Here is a 20,165-nt window from a genome sequence, read left to right as displayed (position 1 = left end):
CTGGCCGGCGCGACGACGCGCCGCGTCCAGCCGACGTCATTGCCTTTGCGGAGGATTCCATGACCGATCCCAACCTGCTTATCCTGTACGTCGACAGCCCGGACCGCAGCGCCCGTTTCTACACCGAGTTGCTGCACAAGCAACCAGTGCACGCCACGCCGAATTTCGCCAAGTTCAAGCTGGACTCCGGCCTGATGCTGGGCCTGTGGGCGCGCCAGACGGTCGCGCCGCGGGTGCTGTCGGCCGGCCGCGCCGGCGAGCTGGCCATCCCGGTGGCCGACCGCGATACCGTGCGCGCGCTGCACGCCGACTGGACCGAACGCGGCATTCCCATCGCGCAGCCGCCCACCGACCTGGACATCGGCCACACGTTCGTCGGCCTCGATCCCGACGGCCACCGGCTGCGCGTCATCGCGCCGCGCCGCGACTAGGCCTGTCCGTCCAGGGCCGGCGGCACGACGCTGACAGCTGCCTGTCATGCGCGGCAGCTACAATCCCTCCTGCACCTGCGGGCCCGCCGCCCGCAGGCCGTTCCAATCCTGCTCGACAATCACCCCATGACTGCTTCCCCAACCGGGCACCGTTCGCCCGGCCTGGTGCTGTTCGCGCTGGCGATCGGCGCCTTCGCCATCGGCACCACCGAATTCGCCACGATGAGCCTGCTGCCCTATTTCGCGCAGAGCCTGCACATCGATGCGCCGACCGCCGGCCATGTCATCAGCGCCTACGCGCTGGGCGTGGTGGTGGGCGCGCCGGTCATCACGGTGCTGGCCGCCCGCCTGCCGCGCCGCGCCCTGCTGATCCTGCTGATGACGATGTTCTCGCTGTTCAACGGCCTGTGCGCATTCGCGCCCAGCTACGAATGGATGATGGCGCTGCGCTTCCTGAGCGGCCTGCCGCACGGCGCCTACTTCGGCATCGCCGCGCTGGTGGCCGTGTCGCTGGTGCCCGAGCAGCGCCGCACCCAGGCGGTGGGCCGCATGTTCCTGGGCCTGACCGTCGCCACCATCGTAGGCGTGCCGCTGGCCAACTGGCTGGGCCACGCGGTGGGCTGGCGCTGGGGCTTTGCCCTGGTGGCGGCCGCCGGGCTGCTTACGGTGGCCCTGGTGGCGCTGTTCGCGCCCGCCACGCCGGCCGACCCGCACGCCAGCCCCCTGCGCGAGCTGGGGGCCCTCAAGCGCGGGCAGGTCTGGCTCACGCTGGCCATCGGCGCGATCGGCTTCGGCGGCCTGTTCGCCGTCTATACCTATCTGGCCGACATCCTGCTGGAAGTCACCGGCGTGGCTCCCGGGACCGTTCCGCTGGTGCTGGCGGTGTTCGGCATCGGCATGACGGTCGGCAACATCGTGGTGCCGTGGTTCGCCGACCGCGCCCTGATGCCCACCGCCGGCGGCCTGCTGTTGTTCAGCGCGGCCGCGCTGGCGCTGTTCACATTCACCATCGGCAATCTGTGGGCCATCTCCGCCGCGGTGTTCCTGGTGGGGTTGGGCGGCGCGCTGGGCACGGTGCTGCAGACGCGGCTGATGGACGTGGCGGCCGACGCCCAGGGGCTGGCCGCCGCGCTGAACCATTCCGCGTTCAATACCGCCAACGCGCTGGGCCCCTGGCTGGGCGGCCTGGCGCTGGCGCATGGCCACGGCTGGCGCGCGCCCGGCTGGGTGGGCGCCCTGCTGGCCCTGGGCGGCTTCGTGCTGTGGCTGGTGTCGGTGTCGCTGGACCGCCAGCGCCGCCTGCTGCGCCAGCCCGCCTAGGAGCCATTCCGTCCAAGGGCGCGCCGCACTCGCCGCTCAAAGAATGCAAAGCCTGGGCGCCCCTGCCCGGCAAACCTAGTCAAAACCCGCCGCATTACCTATGATCGGGAAACCCGGCGGGGCGCCTCGCCCGCCGGGCTCCTCGTCAGCACCATCGTTTCATACCAAGGAGTCCCATCATGGCAGGTTGGTTTGAACTGAAAAAAGCAAGCAACGGACAATTCCACTTCGCCCTCAAGGCGGGCAATGGGGAAACCATCCTGACAAGCGAGATGTATGCCGCCAAGGCATCGGCCGAAAACGGCATCGCCTCGGTCCAGAAGAACAGCGGCGACGCTTCGCGCTACAACTCGGCCACGGCCTCGAACGGCAAGTTCTATTTCACGCTGCGCGCCGCCAACAACCAGGTCATCGGCAACAGCCAGATGTACGGCACCGAAGCCGCGCGCGACGGCGGCATCGAATCGGTCAAGCACAACGGCGCCACGCAGGACATCCGCGACAACAGCTGAACGCCGGGCGGCGGCGCTACAGGAACGACTTGCCCTGCTCCAGCACCTGGTCGCACGCCTGGCGGGTGATCTCTTCCTTCAGCCCGCCGCCGCTCAGATCCACCGATTTGCCGTCGCCGCCCTTGAGCATGCCCTCCGCGCCGGCGCTGTAGCCCGGGTCGGACGCGGCCTGCGACTCGCCGCCGAGCTTGCCCATCAACTGGTCCTTGACCGACTGCGCGTCGCCGCCGCTCAGGTAATTGTTCTTGATGCAGAACTCGAGCACGCCGGCGGCATTGCCGGCGCTGCCCGCGCTCAAGGAAGACAGCGGCAGATTGCCGCCCAGGCCCTGCGCCACGCCGCCGGCCGAGGCCCCATCCTGGCCGCCGCCCATCTGGCCCTTGACCGCGTCGAGCAATTGCGCGTGCGCCCCGCCCGCCGCCCACTGCGCCACGATCACTGCCGCTGCGCCGATGACCTGCCGATGACCGAATCTCATTGCGTGCTCCCTGGGTTGAAGACTTCGCGATCATCCTAAAGAGTTCTGGCGGCCGCCGTTGCGGCGGCGCGCGGCGGGATGCGACAAATTATGTGGGGCGGCCCGCCCGCGGCGCGGCGCGGTAGTAACTCGATTCGGATTGTCACGCCTTGGACACGGCGCTCAGGCGGCGCAGCTGGCCCGCAATGCGGGCAGGTCGGGCTCGATGCCGATGCCGGGCGCCTGCCCCAGCCGCGCGACGCCGTCCCGCAACTGCGCCAGCGGTCCGCTGAGCAGGGTGCGCAACGGATTGTCATTGGCGTCGATCTCGAGCAGGCCATGGTTGCCGGCATCGTCGACGGCGGCCAGCACGTGGGCCGACGCCATCAAGCCGACACCGGCCCCCAGGTAATGCGGGCAATAGCGCAGCCCCGCCGCCCGGATGGCGCGCGCCACCGGCAGCACGCCGGAAATACCGCCCCACTTGGCCAGGTCGGGCTGCACCACGCGCAGGAACGCGCCCTCGATGACGCCCCGGAAGGCATCGGCGCCCAGGCAATTCTCGCCGGCGGCCAGCGGCACCGGCGACTGGTGCGCCAGCGCCTGCCATTCCGCCAGAGGCCGGTCGGCACGCAGCGGCTCTTCCAGCCAGGCGATGTCGAGTTCCGCCATGGCCTGCGCCATGGTGGCGGCGACCGGCGCATCCCAGCCCTGGTTGGCATCTGCCATGAGCGGCACGCCGGGCCCCAGCAGCGCGCGTACGCGACGCAGGTTGCCGAGGTCGCGCTCCTGCCCGAAGCCCAGCTTGAGCTTGAAGGCGCGGTAGCCTTCCTGGCGCTTGCGCGACACGACGTGTTCAGGGTCGTCGGGATTGATGCCGCTGGCGTAGACCGCCACGCGGTCGTCCGCCCCGCCCAGGAAGGCCCACAACGGCTGGCCGGCGCGGCGCGCGCACAGGTCCCAGAGCGCCAGGTCGACGCCAGCGATGGCCTGCGCCATGGGGCCGGGTTCGCCGGCCTGCAGCGCCAGCACGGCGGTGGCCGCGCTCAGGTGGGCATAGGCCTCGGCCGGCGCGGCATAGGCGCGCCCCACCAGCAGCGGCCGCAGCACGCTGTCGACCAGGCGGGCGCGATGCTCGGCGCCGCAGGCCGGGAAATTGCACCAGACCTCGCCCCAGCCATGCGCGCCGTCGCGGTCCTCGACGCGCACGAACACGGCCGGGCGGTCGTGCATGACGCCGAACGAGGTGCGCACCGGCTGCTCGACCGGATAGCGCAGCACATGGACCTGCAGGTCGACGACGTTCAGGCGGTGCGCATCGTCCATGGGCGGCCTCAGGGGATCAGGTTCATTTCGACGTGGATGAAGTCGCCGCGATAGGAGACTTCGCTGAGATAGATCACGCAGCCCTGGGCGTCGACGAACACGCGGCGCACTTCGGCGATGGGGGTGTTCACCGCCACCTGGAGCTGCTGGGCCACTTCGGTGTCGGCCGTGCCGATGGTGAGCGCCTGGCGCGCCTGGGCGATCTGCACCTGCGGCAGGGAGACCAGCAAGGGGATGACGGTCTCGTTGCGGAAACGCGACGGGTCGAGCCTGAAGACATGCTCGGCCAGATAGATGCTGATGACGCAATACGGCTGCCCTTCCCGCTCGTGGATGCGCCGCATGAACACATAGCGGTCCGCGGCGACACCGTCTTGCGGCGTGAGCGGCGGATTGTGGATGGCTTCGTCGATGGTGACGATCTTGGGCTTGGTGTCGCGATAGACCTTGGCCAGTTCGGCCAGGGTGGTCTGCACGCGCAGCCAGCGGTCGTTGGGCGGCAGGCCGGTGACGAAGGTGCCCCGCCCCTGCTGCGGCGAGACCAGGCCTTCGCGGGTCAGCACATCGACCGCCTGGCGCACCGTGACGCGGGCCACGCCGAATTCGGCCACCAGCTCTTCCAGGGAAGGCAGTTTCTGGCCCTGGGCCCAGACGCCGCGGCCGATGCGCTGGCGCATCAGGTCGGCCAGCTGCAAATAGCGTGGAATGGGGCTGTCGTGGAAGTTGATAGCCATAAACAAATAGCCATTTATTATCTGCTAAACGTATGGTCTACAGTACGATTTGACCATTCAAAGGTCAAGCGCCATCGACACAGATGGAGGAGACATTTTGCGCATTCATCCCCTCGTCCGGCGGGCCGCGCTGATCGCCGCCCCCTGGTTGCTCATCGTCGCGGCGTGGTACGCCGTGCGCGCCAGCGGGCTGGTCAGCCCCGCGCTGGTGCCCACGCCGCACGAAGTGCTGGCCAAATTCGCGGCGCTGATGCAGACGCGGTTGCCGCACGACATCCTGATGTCGACGCAGCGCGTCCTGCTCGGGGTCTTGCTGGGCATCGTGCTGGCCGTGCCGGTGGGCTTCCTGCTGGGCTGGTACAAGAGCGTGCGCAGCTTCGTCGACCCGGTCATCAACTTTTTCCGCGCCCTGCCGCCCATTGCCCTGATCCCGCTGGTGATCGTGTACTTCGGCATCGGCGAGGCCGCCAAGATCGCCATCTTGTTCTACGCCTCGTTCTTTGCCGGCGTGATCGTCATGTACGAGGGCATCGCCCAGATCAATCCGATCTTCGTGCGCGTATCGCGCACCCTGGGCGCCAGCGACGGCGAGATCTTCCGCAAGGTCATCGTGCCGCTGACCATCCCGCACATGCTGACCGCCCTGCGCGTCGCGCTGGGGGTAGCCTGGGCCACGCTGGTGGCCTCGGAACTGATCGCCGCACAGCAGGGCCTGGGCGCGCTGATCCAGGATGCGTCGTCGTTCTTCCAGCTCGACATCATTTACGTGGGCATCATCTGCATCGGCCTGATCGCGCTGGCCATGGACCTGCTGCTGCGCGCGGCGGCGCGCCGCCTGGTGGCCTGGCAGGAGCGCATCGCATGACGGCGCCCGCTTCCGACGTACGCATCAGCTTCCGCAATGTCGCGGTCGACTACCCCACCGCCAACGGCCCCATGCGCGTGCTCGACGGTATCGACGTCGATATCCGCCAGGGCGAGTTCGTCTCGGTGATCGGCCCGTCGGGCTGCGGCAAGACCACCATGATGAACATCGTGGCCGGCTTCGTGCAGCCCACGCAGGGCGAAGTGCTGCTCGACGGCGAGCCGGTGCGCGGGCCGGGCCCGGACCGCGGGGTGATTTTCCAGGAATACGGCGTCTTCCCCTGGCTGACGGTCAAGGAAAACATCGCGTTCGGGCTGACACTGCGCGCCAACCGCGTCGAACGCGCCGAGCGCGACGAGATCTGCCAGCGCTACATGAGGCTCATGGGGCTGGCCGATTTCGCCCACCACCACCCCAAGCACTTGTCGGGAGGGATGCGCCAGCGGCTGGCGCTGGCGCGCGCCTACGCGGTCAAGCCGCAGTTCCTGCTGATGGACGAGCCGTTCGGGGCGCTGGATGCGCAGACCCGCTCGGCCATGCAGGACTTGCTGCTGCAGGTGCTGCTGGCCGAAGACAAGACCGTGATGCTGATCACCCACTCGGTCGAAGAGGCCATCTACCTGTCGTCGCGGATCATCGTGGTGACGGCCCGGCCGGCGCGCATCCGCACGGTGATCGACGTGCCGTTCGGCTATCCGCGCGCCGAGAACCTGCATGAAGACCCGCGGTTCGGCGAACTGCGTTCGCAGATCCGCAGCCTGGTGATGGAGGAATACGCCAGGCAAGCCCGCCAGGCCGTGCGCCTGGGCGATTGACCACCGCTAGTAGAGGAAAAGCCACCATGAATCCGCAGCGCAGAACGCTATTGAAGACGGGCGCCCTGGCGGCAGCCATGACGGGCATCGGCATGCCCTGGCTGGCGCGCGCCGCCCAGAAGGTCCGCGTGGGCTACCTGCACACGCCCGCGGTGGACGGCCAGATCTGGACCGGCCTGGAAACCGGCGCGTTCGCCGCGCAGGGCCTGGACCTGGAGATGATCAAGTTCACCACCGGGCTGGAGCTGTTCCAGGCCATGATCGGCGGCAGCCTCGACATGCTCTCGACCGGCGCCGTGGTGTCGAACTTCCCGGCGCGCGGCCAGGGCAAGGTGTTCCTGCTGAACAACGTGGAATACGCCACGGCCCAGTTGTGGGTGCGCGGCGACGCGGGAATCCGCAGCGCCGCCGACCTCAAGGGCAAGAAGATCTCCACCACCGCCGGCACCACGGCCCATGTGTTCCTGGACCGCGTGCTCAAGGGCGCCGGCCTGCAGGAAGGCAAGGACGTGCAGATCGTCAACCAGCGCATGACCGAGGCGGTTACCTCGTTCATCTCGGGCGCGGTGCCGGCGGTGGCGCTCTGGGTGCCCTTCGACGTGACCATCAAGCAAAAGGTGCAGGACGCGCGCAAGCTGGTGGACGCCTCGGCGTTCTACCCGGAAGCCGCCATTGTCGGCGGCTGGGCCGCGCGCAACGACTACTACGATCAGAACCCGCAAGTGATCCAGGCGCTGATCAAGGGCTGGGTGCAGGCCAATGACCACCTGCTGGCGCACACCGACGAGGCCGTGGCGGTCCTGCAGCAAAAGCACTATCCGCAGGTGCCGCTGGCCGACATGAAGGACCAGTTCAAGGCGTCGAAGTATTTCACGTCGGCCGAATGGCGCGCCAAGTACGCCGACGGCACCGTGACCAAGTGGCTGCAGCAGGTGACCGACTTCTTCGTGCAGACCGCCAATATCGCCAACCCGGTGCCGGCCGCCACCTACTTCGATCCCAAGCCCTACCTGGATATCGTCAAGGCCTGAGCCGCCCTTGCCCGCCATGAGCCCCGCCTACGACTACATCATCATCGGCGCCGGTTCGGCCGGCTGCGTGCTGGCCAACCGGCTGAGCGCCGACCCGTCCTGCCGCGTGCTGCTGCTGGAAGCGGGGGGCGCCGACCGCAACTTCTGGCTGAAGCTGCCGGTGGGCTACTTCCGGTCGATCTACGACACCCGCTTTTCATGGCAGTTCGCCGTCGAACCGCAGCCGGAAACCGGCAACCGCGCCATTGTCTGGCCGCGCGGCCGCGTGCTGGGCGGGTCCAGCTCGATCAACGGGTTGATCTACATCCGCGGCCAGCATGCCGATTTCGACGACTGGGCGCGGCTGGGCGCCACCGGCTGGAGCTATCGCGAAGCGCTGCCGTACTTCAAGAAGTCGGAATGCTATGCGGGCGGCGAGAACGAATTCCACGGCGGCAGCGGCGAACTGCATGTCTCGGACCTGCGCAACGACCACGCCTTGTGCGCTACCTGGCTGGAGGCCGGCGCGCAGGCAGGCCTGCCGGCCAGCCCGGACTTCAACGGCGCGGTCGACAGCGGCCTGGGCTGCTACCAGCTGACCCTGCGCGGCCGCTGGCGCGACAGCGCCGCGACCGCCTTCCTGCACCCGGTGCGCGCGCGGCCGAACCTGACCGTGGTGACCGGCGCGCACGTCACGCGCCTGCTGATCGAGCGCGGCACCTGCCACGGCGTGGCCTGGCTGCGCGACGGCCAGCAGATGCGCGCGCAGGCGGCCGGCGAAGTGATCCTGGCCGCCGGCGCGCTGCAATCGCCGCAACTGCTGCAACTGTCGGGCATCGGGCCGGCGGCCCTGCTGCACAAGCATCGCATCGCCGTGCACGTGGACGCGCCGGAAGTCGGACGCAATCTGCAAGACCATTACCAGGCGCGCGTCATCGTCAAGGTCAAGGACCGGCTTTCGCTGAATGACGACGTGCGCAACCCCTTCAAGCTGGCGCGCATGGGCGCGCGCTGGCTGTTCGGTCAAGACGGGCCGCTGACCGTGGGCGCCGGCCAGGTGGGCGGCATGGTCTGCACCGAGCACGCGCGCGGCGGCCGCGCCGATGTGCTGTTCAATGTCATGCCGCTGTCGGTCGACAAGCCCGGTGATCCGCTGCATGCGTTCTCCGGGTTCTCGGCTTCGGCGACCCAGTGCCGCCCGGATTCGCGGGGCACGGTGGAAATCCGCTCGGCCGACCCGCTGGCGCCGCCCCACATCGTGTCCAACTACCTGACTGAGCCGCACGACATCAAGGTGCTGGTGGCGGGCCTGCGCATGCTGCGCGAGATCTACCAGCAACCCGCCTTCCGCCCCTATCTGGCGGGCGACGAATACATGCCCGGCGCCGCCCTGCGCAGCGATGCCGAACTGGAGCGCTTCGCGCGCACGCGCGGCGGCACGGTGTTCCATGTATCCGGTACCTGCCGCATGGGCAGCGATGCCGGCGCCGTGGTGGACCCCGCCTTGCGCGTGCGGGGCGTCGAGCGCCTGCGCGTGATCGACGCCTCGGTCATGCCGGCCATGGTGTCGGCCAATACCAACGCCGCCACCATCCTGATCGCCGAAAAAGGCGCCGAGCTGGTGGCGCGCGGTTGAACGCCGCGGCCTATTCGGCCTTGACGCCCGCTTCGGCGATCACTCTGGCCCACTTGGCGCGCTCGGCCGCGATGCGGGCCGCGGCATCGGCCGGCGTGGTCCAGGTCGCCACCGCGCCCTGGTTCAGCAGGGCCGCCTTGACCGCCGGCTTGGCGACGATCTGCTTGAGCGCGCCATTGAGCTTTTCCACCACCGGCGCGGGCGTGCCGGCCGGCGCCACGATGCCGAACATCGAGCTGACCTGGAAATTGGGCAGGCCGGCCTCGGCGGTGGTCGGCACATCCGGCAGCGCCTCAGCGCGCGCGTCGGCGGCCACCGCCAGCGCGCGCAGCTTGCCCGCCTTGACGTGGCCCTGCGCGGCCGGCACGGTCTCGATCATGCTGAGCACCTGCCCGCCCATCAGGTCGGTCATGGCCGGTCCGCTGCCCTTGTACGGCACGTGCAGCACCTGCACGCCGGCCGTGGTCTTGAACATCTCGGCCGCCAGGTGCTGCGGCGAGCCGTTGCCCGCCGAGGCCATGGTCAGGTAGCCCGGCTTGGCCCGGGCCAGCGCGATGAACTCCTGCAGCGACTGCGCCTGCACCGACGGGTGCACCACGAACACCAGCGGCACCGTGCCGACGATGGACACCGGCGCGAAACTCTTCTCGATGTCGTACGGCACCTTGCCCTTGTAGAGTTCGGCATTGATGGAATGGCTGGTCAAGGCCCCCATCAGCAGCGTATAACCATCCGGGTCGGCCTTGGCGACCTGGTCGGCGCCGATGTTGCCGGCCGCGCCGGCGCGATTCTCGACCACGAACTGCTGGCCCAGCGCGGTGGACAATTCCTGGGCCAGCACGCGGCCGATCACATCGGTGGCGCCGCCGGGCGGATACGGCACCACCAGGCGTACCGGCCGGTCTGGGTAGGCCGCCGCCGCTGACGCCGCCGGCAAGGCCAGGCCGGCGCACAGCGCCAGCGCGGACCACAACACGGCGCGACGCGCCGGAACGGGCTCGGACGAAAACATGCAGGTCTCCTTGCCGGGGTGGTTATCGGATCAGTGGCGGCGCCCGGCTCGCTTGCCGCACAAAGTGTAGGAGGTGCTCCCTGATAGAAGAATCAGAACTTTTCTATTGACCAATCTTGTTTTTCGATCAAAGCGAAGGCCGGGGCCGGCTCGCGAGACCGGTGCGTCGCCTTGCTTGCACCGTCGCAGCTGCTCCAGATATGATGCGGCTGGAAATTATCAATAATATTATCGAGATTACCGTGCCCGCCAAAAAGTCCGACGACACCTCTCCCAACGGCCTGCGCCAAGGCCTCACCAATTACGGCGACACCGGTTTCTCGCTGTTCCTGCGCAAGGCGTTCATCAAAGGCGCGGGCTACACCGACGACGCGCTCTCGCGCCCGGTGATCGGCATCGTCAATACCGGCAGCAGCTACAACCCCTGCCACGGCAACGCGCCCCAGCTCATCGAGGCGGTGCGGCGCGGCGTCATGCTGGCCGGCGGCCTGCCGGTGGATTTCCCCACCATCTCGGTGCACGAGAGCTTCTCGCAGCCCACCAGCATGTACCTGCGCAACCTGATGTCCATGGACACGGAGGAAATGATCCGCGCCCAGCCCATGGACGCGGTAGTGCTCATCGGCGGCTGCGACAAGACCGTGCCGGCCCAGCTGATGGGCGCGGCCTCGGCCGGCGTGCCGGCCATCCAGCTGGTGACCGGCGCCATGCTGACCGGCTCGCATCGCGGCGAACGGGTCGGCGCCTGCACCGACTGCCGGCGCTACTGGGGGCGCTACCGGGCCGAGGAAATCGACGCCGCCGAGATCGCCGACGTCAACAATCAGTTGGTGGCCAGCGTCGGCACCTGCTCGGTCATGGGCACCGCCAGCACCATGGCCTGCCTGGCCGAGGCGCTGGGCATCATGCTGCCGGGCGGCGCCTCGGCGCCGGCCGTGACCGCCGACCGGGTCCGGGTGGCCGAGCGCACCGGCGCCACGGCGGTCGCGCTGGCGCACAGCCAACTGACCCCCGAGCGCATCCTGACCGGCAAGGCGTTCGAAAACGCGCTGCGCGTGCTGCTGGCCATCGGCGGATCCACCAACGGCATCGTGCACCTGACCGCCATCGCCGGACGGCTGGGCATCGATATCGACCTGGCGGGCCTGGATCGCATGAGCCGCGAAACGCCGGTGCTGGTCGACCTGAAGCCATCCGGCCAGCACTACATGGAAGACTTCCACAAGGCCGGCGGCATGCCGGCGCTGCTGCGCGAGCTGCGCCCGCTGCTGCACCTGGACACCTTGACGGTGTCGGGCCGCACCCTGGGCGAGGAACTGGACGCGGCGCCGCCGCCGTTCGCCCAGGACGTGATCCGGCCGTTCGATTCGCCCATCTACCCGGTGGGCGGCCTGGCGGTGCTGCGCGGCAACCTGGCGCCCGGCGGCGCCATCATCAAGCAGTCGGCCGCCGATCCGGGCCTGATGGAACACGAAGGCCGCGCGGTGGTGTTCGAGGACGCCGAGGACATGGCGCGCCGCGTCGACGACGAGGCGCTGGATGTGCGCGCGGACGACGTGCTGGTGCTCAAGCGCATCGGCCCGACCGGCGGGCCGGGCATGCCGGAAGCCGGCTACATGCCGATCCCGCGCAAGCTGGCGCGGGCCGGCGTGAAAGACATGGTGCGCATTTCCGACGGCCGCATGAGCGGCACGGCGGCCGGCACCATCGTGCTGCACGTCACCCCCGAGGCGGCCGTAGGCGGGCCGCTGGCCTACGTGCGCGACGGCGATCGCATCCGCCTGTCGGTGCAGCGGCGCGAGATCGCGCTGCTGGTCGACGACGCCGAACTGGCGCGCCGCGCCGCCGCGCAACCGGCCGAGCGGCCGGCCGCCGAGCGCGGCTACCGCAAGCTGTACCTGCAAAGCGTGACCCAGGCCGATCAGGGCGCCGACTTCGACTTCCTGCGGGCGCCGCAGCGGCGCGAGACGGTGCCGGGCAAGGGCTCGCGCTGAAGCCTATTTATAGAAGCCCGCGCGCAGGTTGATGCCGTGCTCCACGTAGGCTTTCATGGCGCATAGCATGCCGGTCCAGCCCTCGCAGTTGCCGTAGGAGCCCTTCAACCCCGCTTCGTTCTGGCGGAAACCCGCCTCGGTGATGGTCACCAGCGTGCGGGTGTCGCCATCCAGCGGCTCGAAGCGCAGCGTGACGGTAGTGTCGTAGGCGCCGGCCGGGTCGGTGTCGGCCACGGCCTGCCATTGCAGGACGATTTCCTTGTCCTGCTCCACCTTGACCACCTTGACCGGGAACGCGCCGGGGAAATCGGCAAAATCCCACGTCACCGTGGCGCCGGTCTGCAGGCGCCCCTGCGCGCCGCCGGTGGTGAAGTAGCCGGACAACTTGCTCGGGTCGGCCACCGCTTCGAAGACCTCGTGCACCGGCTTGGCGATGCGTCCGGATACCGTGAACTTGAATTCCATGCTTGGCTCCTTTGCTCTCTTGCCATTCAGGCGGCTGCTTGCCATCCAGGCCATTATGTTATAAAAATATAACATGTTCAGGGACGATGTGGATATTTCCGATGCGGTGTTCAAGGCGCTGGCCGACAAGCGCCGCCGCGCCATTCTCGACGCCCTGCGGGACGACCCCAAGACCACCGGCCAGTTGGTCGCGCTGTTCCCGGATATCGACCGCTGCACGGTGATGCAGCACATGCGCGTGCTTGAGCGCGCCGGGCTCATCGTCGCCCGCCGCGAAGGCCGCGAACGCTGGAACCACCTCAACGCCCTGCCCATCAAGCACATCCACGACCGCTGGATCGGCGACTACGCCCGCAATGCGGCCGGCCTGATGGCGCGCCTGGAAAAAACGCTGCAGCCGTGAAGGCCCGGCCGCGGCCGGCGCCCTACGGCGCCGCCGGCAGGTGCGCGTGCAACACCTCGAGCAGCGCCATCGCGGCCGGCGACAGGCTGCGATGGCGCGCAGTCACCAACCCGATGGAACGCTCGGCCACCGGCCCCACCAGGGCCCGCTCGACCACCCCGCTGTGCGCCACCGCCCCGGCCGCGATGGCCGGCAGGGCCGCCACGCCGAATCCGCATTCGACCATCGCCACGATGGTGGTCAGGTGCTCGGCCTCGAAGGCCGGCTGGAAACGGATGCGGTTCTGCAGGAAGGCCCATTCGGCGTACTGGCGCACGCTGCTGGGCTGGACCATCGAGACATGGGCCGCCGCCACCGTGTCGGCCCAGCGCAGCGGGCCCTTGCGGCGCGCCAGCGCGTGGCCCTGGGGAATCAGCAGCAGGAAGCTGTCCGACAGCATCGGCACGTAATGCAGGTCGGCCTGCTGCGGGTCCGCCGCGGTGATGGCGAAGTCCACCGCGCCGGCCCGCACCAGGTCGAAGGCCGGCCCGGACAGGGTGTCGTGCACTTTCAGCGCCACGTGCGGATGCGCCTGCCGGTAGGCCATCAGCACGCGCGGCAACAAGCGCGCGGCGACCGAGGGCAGCGCCGCCACCGCGACCGCGCCGCGCTCGGCGCTGGCGATGCCGCCGACGGCGTCGATGGCCTCGCGAAAGGCCGCCTGCAGATTGGCGGCCTGCTGCAGGAAGACCTCGCCCGCCGCCGTGAGGCGCACGGTGCGCGTGGTGCGGTCGAACAGGCGCACGCCCAGCGCTTCCTCGATGCGCAGCACTTGCGTCGACAGGGCCGACTGCGACAGGTGCAGTTGCGCGGCGGCCTGCCGGAAATTGAGGGTGCGCCCCAACACCAGCACGGTTTCGACGTCCCGCATGGACAGGTTGATCTTCATGATATTGATCTTATTTTTTGATCATTCTATTCAAAAAATCTACTTCATCAATCAAATCAGCTTCTCTACACTGGCGCCGGTATCCGATTCGACCAAGGAGCAACGATGAGCGCCACGCAGTCCCCCTGCCTTGCCAACCCGGCCGCGAGCCATGCGGTGATCGTGGGCGGCGGCACCATGGGCGCGGACGTCGCCGTGGTGCTGGCGCGGGCGCGCTGCCGGACCACCGTGGTGGAACCCGACGCGGACCGCGCCGCCGCCCTACCCGCGCGCATCGCCGCCAACTTGCGAGCGGCCGGCCATCCCGAGGGGGCCGGCGGCGTGCAGGTCGCGCCCGGCCTCGACGCGGTGGACTGGGCGCAGGTCGGCCTGGTGATCGAATGCATTCCCGAACGCCTCGACCTGAAGCAGGCGCTGTTTGCCGAGCTGGAGCGCCGCGCCCCGGCCCAGGCCATCCTGGCCAGCAACAGTTCCAGCTTCCCGATCGGCGATATCGGCGCGGGCCTGGCCAGCCGCGCGCGCATGCTGGGCCTGCACTTCTTCATGCCGGCCCACCTGGTGCCGCTGGTGGAAGTGGTGCTGTGCGAGGCCAGCGACATGGCCTGCGCCGATGCCCTCATCGCCTTCATGCGCCGCTGCGGCATGGTGCCCGTGAAAGTGCGCAAGGACTTGCCCGGCTTCCTGGCCAACCGCCTGCAGCACGCGCTGTCGCGCGAGGCCTTCGACCTGATCGACCGCGGCATCGCCTCGCCCGAGGACGTCGATGCCGCGGTGCGCTTCGGCTTCGGTTTCCGCTTCCTGGCCGCCGGGCCGGTCATGCAGCGCGACCACGCCGGTATCGACGTCCACGCCGCCGCGGCCGCCACCATGTATCCGTCGTTCTGCAACAGCGACCAGCCGGCCCGCTGCCTGGCCGAACGCGCCGCGGACGGCCGGCACGGCATGAAGGCCGGCGCCGGTTTCTATGAATGGACGGCCGAATCGGCGGCGGCCGAGCGCGCCCGCTACGACCGCCTGTTGCGCGCCGGGCTGGCGCTGATCCAGGACGAGCTGCCGCCGATCGAGCCATGACCAGGCGCTCCGCTTGCCGGACCACTATCCGCGAAACGCAGGGTGCGCGCCCAGCACAACGGCCGCCGCGCAGGCACGTCAGCTACGTTTCGTGGCGTCCTTGCGGGCGCCCGGCCTGAGGCCGGGAATCGCCAGCGCCAGTCCGGCGCGGTCCGCCACGTTGCGGATATGCGCGCGCATGGCGCGGCGCGCCTGTTCGGGCACGCCGGTAGCCAGCGCGTCGATGATGGCCAGGTGCTCGCGGATCGGCTCGCGCACCCGCGCGGGGTCGGCGAAGGCCACCTGGCGGCTGCCTTCGACCACGTCGCCGATGCTGTCGGCGATGTCCTGCAGCAGCGGGCTGCCGGCGATTTCGTACAAGCCGGCATGAAAGGCATGGTCGCCCTCGGCCATGACGACCAGGTCGCCCTCGGCCGCGGCGGCCTCCATCTGGTCCACGGTGGCGCGCAGCCGCGCCAGCCCATGGCGGGTCACCACGCCCGCCGCCAGCGCGGCCGCCAGCTCTTCGAGTTCGCAGCGGACCAGATAGACATCGCGCAGCGCGTAGCGCCCCTGGAAGCGCCAGCGGCCATAGGCGCTGCCCAGGCCGCTTTCGCCGGGGCGCACGATGAACACGCCGCGCCCGGCTTCGCTGCGCAGCAGGCCCAGCCCTTCCAGCATAGTGATTGCCTCGCGCAGCGAGGCGCGGCTGACGCCCAGGGATTCCGCCAACTGGCGCTGGCCGGGCAGCCGGCGCGCGTCGGCCCATTCGCCGCGCCGGATGCGCGCCTGCAATTGCTGGGCGATGTGTTCGACTGTATTCATCATGCGTCCTTGCGGCTGCCATCCGCGCGGCGGCGTTGACAGTGATTTCTCCGGTGGGCATTATGGCACCAACTGGTCAGACCGGTTGCACTGCCCGGCCGCCCCCTGCCCGCCCGTGCCGCCCGGCACCTCCTGCCCCCCTGCCGCCATGAAAGCGCTACTCGACCGCTTTGCCGCTGCCATCGATGACATGGCCGGCTTGACCGACTACCCCTATCGCGACCGCCAGCAGGCGTGGCTGGACCGCCTGCAAGTCAACCTGCCCGAATTGCAGGCGCTGCAAGCCCTGGCGCCCGAGCCCGAGCTGGGCTACCTGGCACCGCGCGGCGCGCCGGCGGCGCAGGCCTCCCTTGGCCAGGACAGCCCACCGGCCGCGCCGGCCGCCGCCCCGCGCGGCAACGACGGTCCGGACGCGGCGCTGGACGCGCTCGCGCGGGCCGGCCGGCGGGCCGGCCTGAACGCCTTCATTGCGCTGGCCGACGCAGCCGCGCTGCGGCGGCAGGCCGCGCAGGCAGGGCGCGACGCAGCGTCGCTGCCGCTGCTGGGCGTCCCCGTCGCCGTCAAGGACCTGATGGCAGTCGCCGGCTTTGCGCAAACCAACGGCAGCGGCGGCCCGGCAGGCCCCCCCGCCACGCGCGACGCACTGGCGGTGGCGCGCCTGCGGCAAGCCGGCGCGCTGATCATCGGCACCACCAACCTGCACGAGCTGGCGTATGGCATCACCAGCGCCAACCCGCACTTCGGCGCGGTCGGCAACCCGCGCCATCCCGGCCATACGCCGGGCGGCTCCAGCGGAGGCTCGGCGGCGGCCGTGGCGGCCGGCATCGTGCCCATCGCCGTCGGCACGGATACCGCGGGCTCGATCCGCTACCCCGCCGCGTGCTGCGGCGTGGTGGGCTTCAAGCCCAGCTTCGACGCCATCGCGCGCGACGGCGCGCAGACGCTGGGCGCCAGCCTGGACCACCTGGGCCCCATCGCCGCCAGTGTCGCCGACGCGGCGCTCGCCTATGCCGTCATGGCCGGCCAGCCGGCCCGCGCGCTGCGCGGCGCGCCGCTGGCGGGCCGGCGCGTCGGCGTGCCGCGCCGCTACTTCTACGAACCGCTGGCCGCCGATGTGGCGCAGGCGCTCGAAGCCGCGCTCGAGTCGCTGCGCCGCGACGGCGCCGAACTGGTGCCGGTCGACATCGCCGGCGTCGAGGCCAGCGCGGCCCTGCAGTTCGTCACCTTGTGCAGCGAGGCCACCGAGCTGCACTGGAACCGCCTGACGCGCCATCCCGAGACCCTGGGCGCGGACGTGCGCGTACGCCTGGAAGTCGGGCAATTCCTGCCGGCCATCTGGTACACCCGAGCCCAGCGCGGGCGCGCCGCGCTGGCGCAGGCCATGGACGCGGCGCTGGCGCAGGTCGACGTGCTGGTCACGCCCACGACCCGCACCCCCCCCGCGCCGCGCGCGGCGACCAGCGTCGCCATCGGCGCGCGCGACTACCCGCTGCACACGGCAGCCACCGCGCTGACCATGCCGTTCAACCTGACCGGCCTGCCGGCCCTGACCCTACCCTGCGGCGCCGACCCGGCCGGCCTGCCCATCGGCATGCAGATCGTCGGCGCGCGCGGCGCCGACTGGCGCGTGCTGGACGTGGCCGCGCGCATCGAGACCCTGGTAGCCGGCCGCTACCCGGCAGGCGGAATGCCAGGTGTCTGACACCCCACCTAGACCCTCGAGGCGCTCCACCGCCGTCCCATGGGGTGTCAGACACCGCTACGAGATCGGTACGCACAGATGTCTGCCCCCCAAGCAGACCCACGATGCACTCCACCGCTGCCCCATGGAGTGCCAGACACCGCTACAAGATCGGTACGAGCCCGAATCGCTGCGAGCCCGTGCGTGGCGGTGAGGCCCGGGCGGCCAGTTGGAGGGAGGGCAGCCCCCGCAGGGGGCCGAGGGCGCCTGGTGGCGCGCCCGAGCCGAGCGACGTGGCCGCCCGGGCCTCACCGCCACGCGCGGGCGCCCCAAGAACCCACCCCACCGAACCACTAGCCCCCTCCCCGTAGGCGTTTCCCCTAACTGGTCAGACCGGTCGTAACAGCACTACAACTGCCGCTGGAATACTTGCATCCCTCAGTTCGTCCAGCCATGACCGCCGGCGTAGCCGCCGCATGCCGTTCTTGAAGGAGAAGTCCACCATGAAGCTGCCTCGCCTCATCGCCGCCTCCTGCGCCGCCATGCTGGCCCTGGGGGCCGCCGCCAGCATGGCGGCCGACGCCCCCATCGTGATCGGCGTCAGCATCGCCCAGTCGCCGCCCGGGTCGGTCGTGCAGGGCACCCAGGTCAAGGACGGTGTCGAGATCATCACCAAGATCATCAACGACAAGGGCGGCGTGCTGGGTCGGCCGCTCAAGGTCATCTATGAAGACAACCAGGGCATCCCGGAAAAAGGCCGGGCCGCCGCCGAGAAGCTGATCGCCCGCGACAAGGTCGTGGCGATCACCGGCGGCCACCAGAGCTCGGTATGCCTGGCGGAAATCGAAGTGGCGCATCGCTACAAGATGCCCTACGTCAATACCAATTGCTGGTCGGACGACGTGCGCGCCAAGGGCTATCCGGAAGTCTTCAACCCGGGCAACTACAACACCCGCGTGTCGTCCGCCATGGCCGACACCATCGCCGCCCTGAAGGTCAAGCGGGTGGTGGCCTTCGCCGAGAACACCGACTATGGCATCGGGCAGGCCAAGCTGCTGGGCGACTTCCTGAAGAAGGCCGCGCCCGACACCGAATACAAGTACGTGGCGCTGGACCGCGCCGGCAAGGATTTCACCCCGGCGGTGCTGCCCCTGCGCGCCAACCCGCCCGACGTGGTGGTCAACATCATGCTGCCGCCGGCCGCCTACATACTGATGAACCAGTTGTACGAGCAAGGCGTGGCGCCCAGCGCCCAGACCTGGCTGTACGACGGCGCGGGCATCGCCGACTACCCCGATTTCTGGCAGAACGTGAAGGAAGCCGGCAAGTACATGCTGGCCTTCGGCCTGTATCACCCCCTGATGCCGATGCCCGAGCTGGGCAAGCAGGTCGGGCAGATCTACCAGCAGCAGAGCAAGTCCGAACCCAACCGGCTGATCTTCCAGGCCGCCGATTCGGTCCTGCTGATCGCCCGCGCCATCGAGCAGGCCAAGTCGACCGACAGCGCGGCGATCATCAAGGCCCTGCAGCAGATGGAATTCGAAGGCACGCGGGGCAAGTTCCGCTTCTCGCAGGATGCCGGCTACAAATACCAGCAGTGGGTCGACATTCCCTACGTCACGTACCAGCTGACCGAGATCGACCAGCCGCTGAGCAAGACCACGCTGATCCAGGCATCGGGCCAGCCGCTGGACATCGCCAAGGCCGTCAAGCCGGCCCGGTAACCGCAGGCCGCGCCCGGCCAGTGCGCCGGGCGCCTTTCCAAGCGCCGGCCGGCCCCGGCCGCCGGCATCGACGGGAGCCCCCTCGTGCTTGCAGTGGACCTGTTCGTCAACGGCCTGATCATCGGCCTGTTCTACGCGTTGATGGCAGTCGGCCTGACCATGATCTTCGGCATCCTGAAGGTGGTCAATTTCGCGCATGGCGAGTTCTATATGATCGGCGCCTACGCCTACACGCTGGTGTCGCTGGGACTGGGCGTCCCGCCCTGGCTGGCGCTGCCGGTGGCAGCCGCGGCCGGCGCGGCGCTGGGCTGGGCCACCGAACGCTGGCTGATGCGCCCGCTCTATGCCGGCTATGGCTCGTGGGGCCTGATGAAGGACGAATATGCGGTGGTGGTTACCTTCGGCCTCTCGCTGCTGCTGATCAACCTGGTCGACAAGGTGGTCGGCCCCTACCCGGTGCGCGGGCCGTCGCTGTCCGACGTCACCCGCATGGCCATTGGCCCCTTCATGATCAGCGGCCAGAAACTGATCACCGCCGGGCTGGCTATCGTGCTGCTGGTCGGCCTGGCGGTGTTCATCAAGTATTCGCTGTGGGGCCGCCAGGTCCAGGCGGTCGCCCAGAACCGCCTGGGAGCCTCGATCGCCGGCATCGACACCGCGCGCGCCAGCTGCATCATCTTCATGGCCTCGGGCGTGCTGGCCGCGCTGGCCGGCGCCCTGCTGGCCCCCGTCATCAACCCGGCGCCCGACGTCGGCCTGTTCCCCGCCGTCAAGTCGTACGTGATCGTGGTGATCGGCGGCATGGGCTCCATACCCGGCAGCATCGTGGCGGCGCTGGCCCTGGGCGTGCTGGAAAGTTTCGGCGCGGTCTACCTGTCGTACGACTACCGCGACACGTTCGGGCTGGCGATATTGATCCTGGTGCTGTTGCTGCGGCCGCGCGGGCTGTTCGGCGAACGCGCGCGCGAGGTCTGAAA

The 20,165-nt window shown here is 69.5% G+C and carries 20 protein-coding genes; 13 read left to right on the top strand and 7 right to left on the bottom strand.

What is annotated here, in order from left to right:
* The first annotated feature begins 59 nt into the window (after positions 1–59).
* The 3 genes from ACKTT0_RS18705 (at position 60) to ACKTT0_RS18695 (ending at position 2,263) form a co-directional block, all read left to right on the top strand.
* On the top strand, positions 60–431 hold the full coding sequence (locus tag ACKTT0_RS18705) for a VOC family protein (protein ID WP_028355369.1): 372 nt from the start codon (positions 60–62) through the stop codon (positions 429–431).
* A 126-nt stretch (positions 432–557) separates the two neighbouring features.
* On the top strand, positions 558–1,751 hold the full coding sequence (locus ACKTT0_RS18700; RefSeq protein ID WP_407851284.1) for an MFS transporter: 1,194 nt from the start codon (positions 558–560) through the stop codon (positions 1,749–1,751).
* Between the two features lie 179 nt (positions 1,752–1,930).
* On the top strand, positions 1,931–2,263 hold the full coding sequence (locus ACKTT0_RS18695; RefSeq protein ID WP_028355367.1) for a YegP family protein: 333 nt from the start codon (positions 1,931–1,933) through the stop codon (positions 2,261–2,263).
* Positions 2,264–2,279: 16 nt separating this feature from the next.
* On the opposite strand, the gene ACKTT0_RS18690 is transcribed toward ACKTT0_RS18695, so the two are convergent.
* The 3 genes from ACKTT0_RS18690 to ACKTT0_RS18680 form a co-directional block, all read right to left on the bottom strand.
* Positions 2,280–2,741 (bottom strand): YjjA family protein, encoded by a 462-nt coding sequence (locus ACKTT0_RS18690; RefSeq protein ID WP_407851283.1) that lies wholly within the window; start codon positions 2,739–2,741, stop codon positions 2,280–2,282.
* Between the two features lie 162 nt (positions 2,742–2,903).
* Entirely contained in the window at positions 2,904–4,046 is a 1,143-nt protein-coding gene (locus ACKTT0_RS18685) for a mandelate racemase/muconate lactonizing enzyme family protein (protein ID WP_407851282.1), read from the bottom strand.
* A gap of 8 nt (positions 4,047–4,054) precedes the next feature.
* A complete protein-coding gene (locus ACKTT0_RS18680) occupies positions 4,055–4,780 on the bottom strand; it encodes a GntR family transcriptional regulator (RefSeq protein WP_407851281.1) in 726 nt (241 codons plus the stop codon).
* 97 nt (positions 4,781–4,877) lie between these two features.
* Here ACKTT0_RS18680 and ACKTT0_RS18675 point away from each other — a divergent pair, with 97 nt between their 5' ends.
* Genes ACKTT0_RS18675 through ACKTT0_RS18660 form a run of 4 tightly spaced genes read left to right on the top strand, consistent with a single transcriptional unit; the run spans position 4,878 to position 9,106 of the window.
* The gene (locus ACKTT0_RS18675) at positions 4,878–5,645 is read left to right on the top strand and encodes an ABC transporter permease (RefSeq protein ID WP_407851280.1); all 768 of its coding nucleotides are present in this window, start codon (positions 4,878–4,880) and stop codon (positions 5,643–5,645) included.
* The gene (locus tag ACKTT0_RS18670; RefSeq protein WP_407851279.1) at positions 5,642–6,460 is read left to right on the top strand and encodes an ABC transporter ATP-binding protein; all 819 of its coding nucleotides are present in this window, start codon (positions 5,642–5,644) and stop codon (positions 6,458–6,460) included. The genes ACKTT0_RS18675 and ACKTT0_RS18670 overlap by 4 nt, the downstream gene beginning before the upstream one ends.
* Positions 6,461–6,486: 26 nt before the next feature.
* Positions 6,487–7,491: an ABC transporter substrate-binding protein gene (locus ACKTT0_RS18665; RefSeq protein WP_407851278.1), complete on the top strand. Its 1,005-nt coding sequence runs from the start codon at positions 6,487–6,489 to the stop codon at positions 7,489–7,491.
* 16 nt (positions 7,492–7,507) lie between these two features.
* Positions 7,508–9,106, top strand: a complete 1,599-nt coding sequence (locus ACKTT0_RS18660) for a GMC family oxidoreductase (RefSeq protein ID WP_407852461.1) — start codon at positions 7,508–7,510, stop codon at positions 9,104–9,106.
* Positions 9,107–9,116: 10 nt separating this feature from the next.
* On the opposite strand, the gene ACKTT0_RS18655 is transcribed toward ACKTT0_RS18660, so the two are convergent.
* Positions 9,117–10,118, bottom strand: a complete 1,002-nt coding sequence (locus ACKTT0_RS18655; protein ID WP_407851277.1) for a tripartite tricarboxylate transporter substrate binding protein — start codon at positions 10,116–10,118, stop codon at positions 9,117–9,119.
* Positions 10,119–10,321: 203 nt separating this feature from the next.
* Here ACKTT0_RS18655 and ACKTT0_RS18650 point away from each other — a divergent pair, with 203 nt between their 5' ends.
* Complete coding sequence (locus ACKTT0_RS18650) at positions 10,322–12,112, top strand: IlvD/Edd family dehydratase (RefSeq protein WP_407852460.1); 1,791 nt, start codon at positions 10,322–10,324, stop codon at positions 12,110–12,112.
* Between the two features lie 3 nt (positions 12,113–12,115).
* Here the strand turns inward: ACKTT0_RS18650 and ACKTT0_RS18645 are convergent, their stop codons facing one another.
* The gene (locus ACKTT0_RS18645) at positions 12,116–12,577 is read right to left on the bottom strand and encodes an SRPBCC family protein (RefSeq protein ID WP_407851276.1); all 462 of its coding nucleotides are present in this window, start codon (positions 12,575–12,577) and stop codon (positions 12,116–12,118) included.
* A 73-nt stretch (positions 12,578–12,650) separates the two neighbouring features.
* On the opposite strand from ACKTT0_RS18645, the gene ACKTT0_RS18640 reads away from it, so the two are divergent.
* Positions 12,651–12,980 carry an ArsR/SmtB family transcription factor gene (locus ACKTT0_RS18640; protein ID WP_407851275.1) on the top strand — a complete coding sequence of 110 codons (330 nt, stop codon included), beginning with the start codon at positions 12,651–12,653 and terminating at the stop codon, positions 12,978–12,980.
* Between the two features lie 22 nt (positions 12,981–13,002).
* Here ACKTT0_RS18640 and ACKTT0_RS18635 read toward each other — a convergent pair whose 3' ends face one another.
* On the bottom strand, positions 13,003–13,908 hold the full coding sequence (locus tag ACKTT0_RS18635) for a LysR family transcriptional regulator (RefSeq protein WP_407851274.1): 906 nt from the start codon (positions 13,906–13,908) through the stop codon (positions 13,003–13,005).
* 105 nt (positions 13,909–14,013) lie between these two features.
* Between ACKTT0_RS18635 and ACKTT0_RS18630 the strand changes: the two genes are divergently transcribed.
* Positions 14,014–14,979, top strand: coding sequence for a 3-hydroxyacyl-CoA dehydrogenase family protein (locus ACKTT0_RS18630; protein WP_407851273.1), 966 nt, complete (start codon positions 14,014–14,016; stop codon positions 14,977–14,979).
* A 78-nt stretch (positions 14,980–15,057) separates the two neighbouring features.
* Here the strand turns inward: ACKTT0_RS18630 and ACKTT0_RS18625 are convergent, their stop codons facing one another.
* Entirely contained in the window at positions 15,058–15,786 is a 729-nt protein-coding gene (locus ACKTT0_RS18625; protein WP_407851272.1) for a FadR/GntR family transcriptional regulator, read from the bottom strand.
* A 145-nt stretch (positions 15,787–15,931) separates the two neighbouring features.
* Between ACKTT0_RS18625 and ACKTT0_RS18620 the strand changes: the two genes are divergently transcribed.
* The 3 genes from ACKTT0_RS18620 (at position 15,932) to ACKTT0_RS18610 (ending at position 20,163) form a co-directional block, all read left to right on the top strand.
* Positions 15,932–17,485, top strand: coding sequence for an amidase (locus ACKTT0_RS18620; protein WP_407851271.1), 1,554 nt, complete (start codon positions 15,932–15,934; stop codon positions 17,483–17,485).
* A gap of 482 nt (positions 17,486–17,967) precedes the next feature.
* A complete protein-coding gene (locus tag ACKTT0_RS18615) occupies positions 17,968–19,188 on the top strand; it encodes an ABC transporter substrate-binding protein (protein WP_407851270.1) in 1,221 nt (406 codons plus the stop codon).
* Between the two features lie 84 nt (positions 19,189–19,272).
* A complete protein-coding gene (locus tag ACKTT0_RS18610; protein ID WP_407851269.1) occupies positions 19,273–20,163 on the top strand; it encodes a branched-chain amino acid ABC transporter permease in 891 nt (296 codons plus the stop codon).
* Positions 20,164–20,165: the final 2 nt, after the last annotated feature.

Source organism: Bordetella saccharivorans, from assembly GCF_045862855.1.
Taxonomy (GTDB): domain Bacteria; phylum Pseudomonadota; class Gammaproteobacteria; order Burkholderiales; family Burkholderiaceae_B; genus Bordetella_A; species Bordetella_A petrii_F.
Note: the sequence above shows the minus strand (reverse complement) of the source record. Positions and strands in the feature narration are given on the sequence as shown.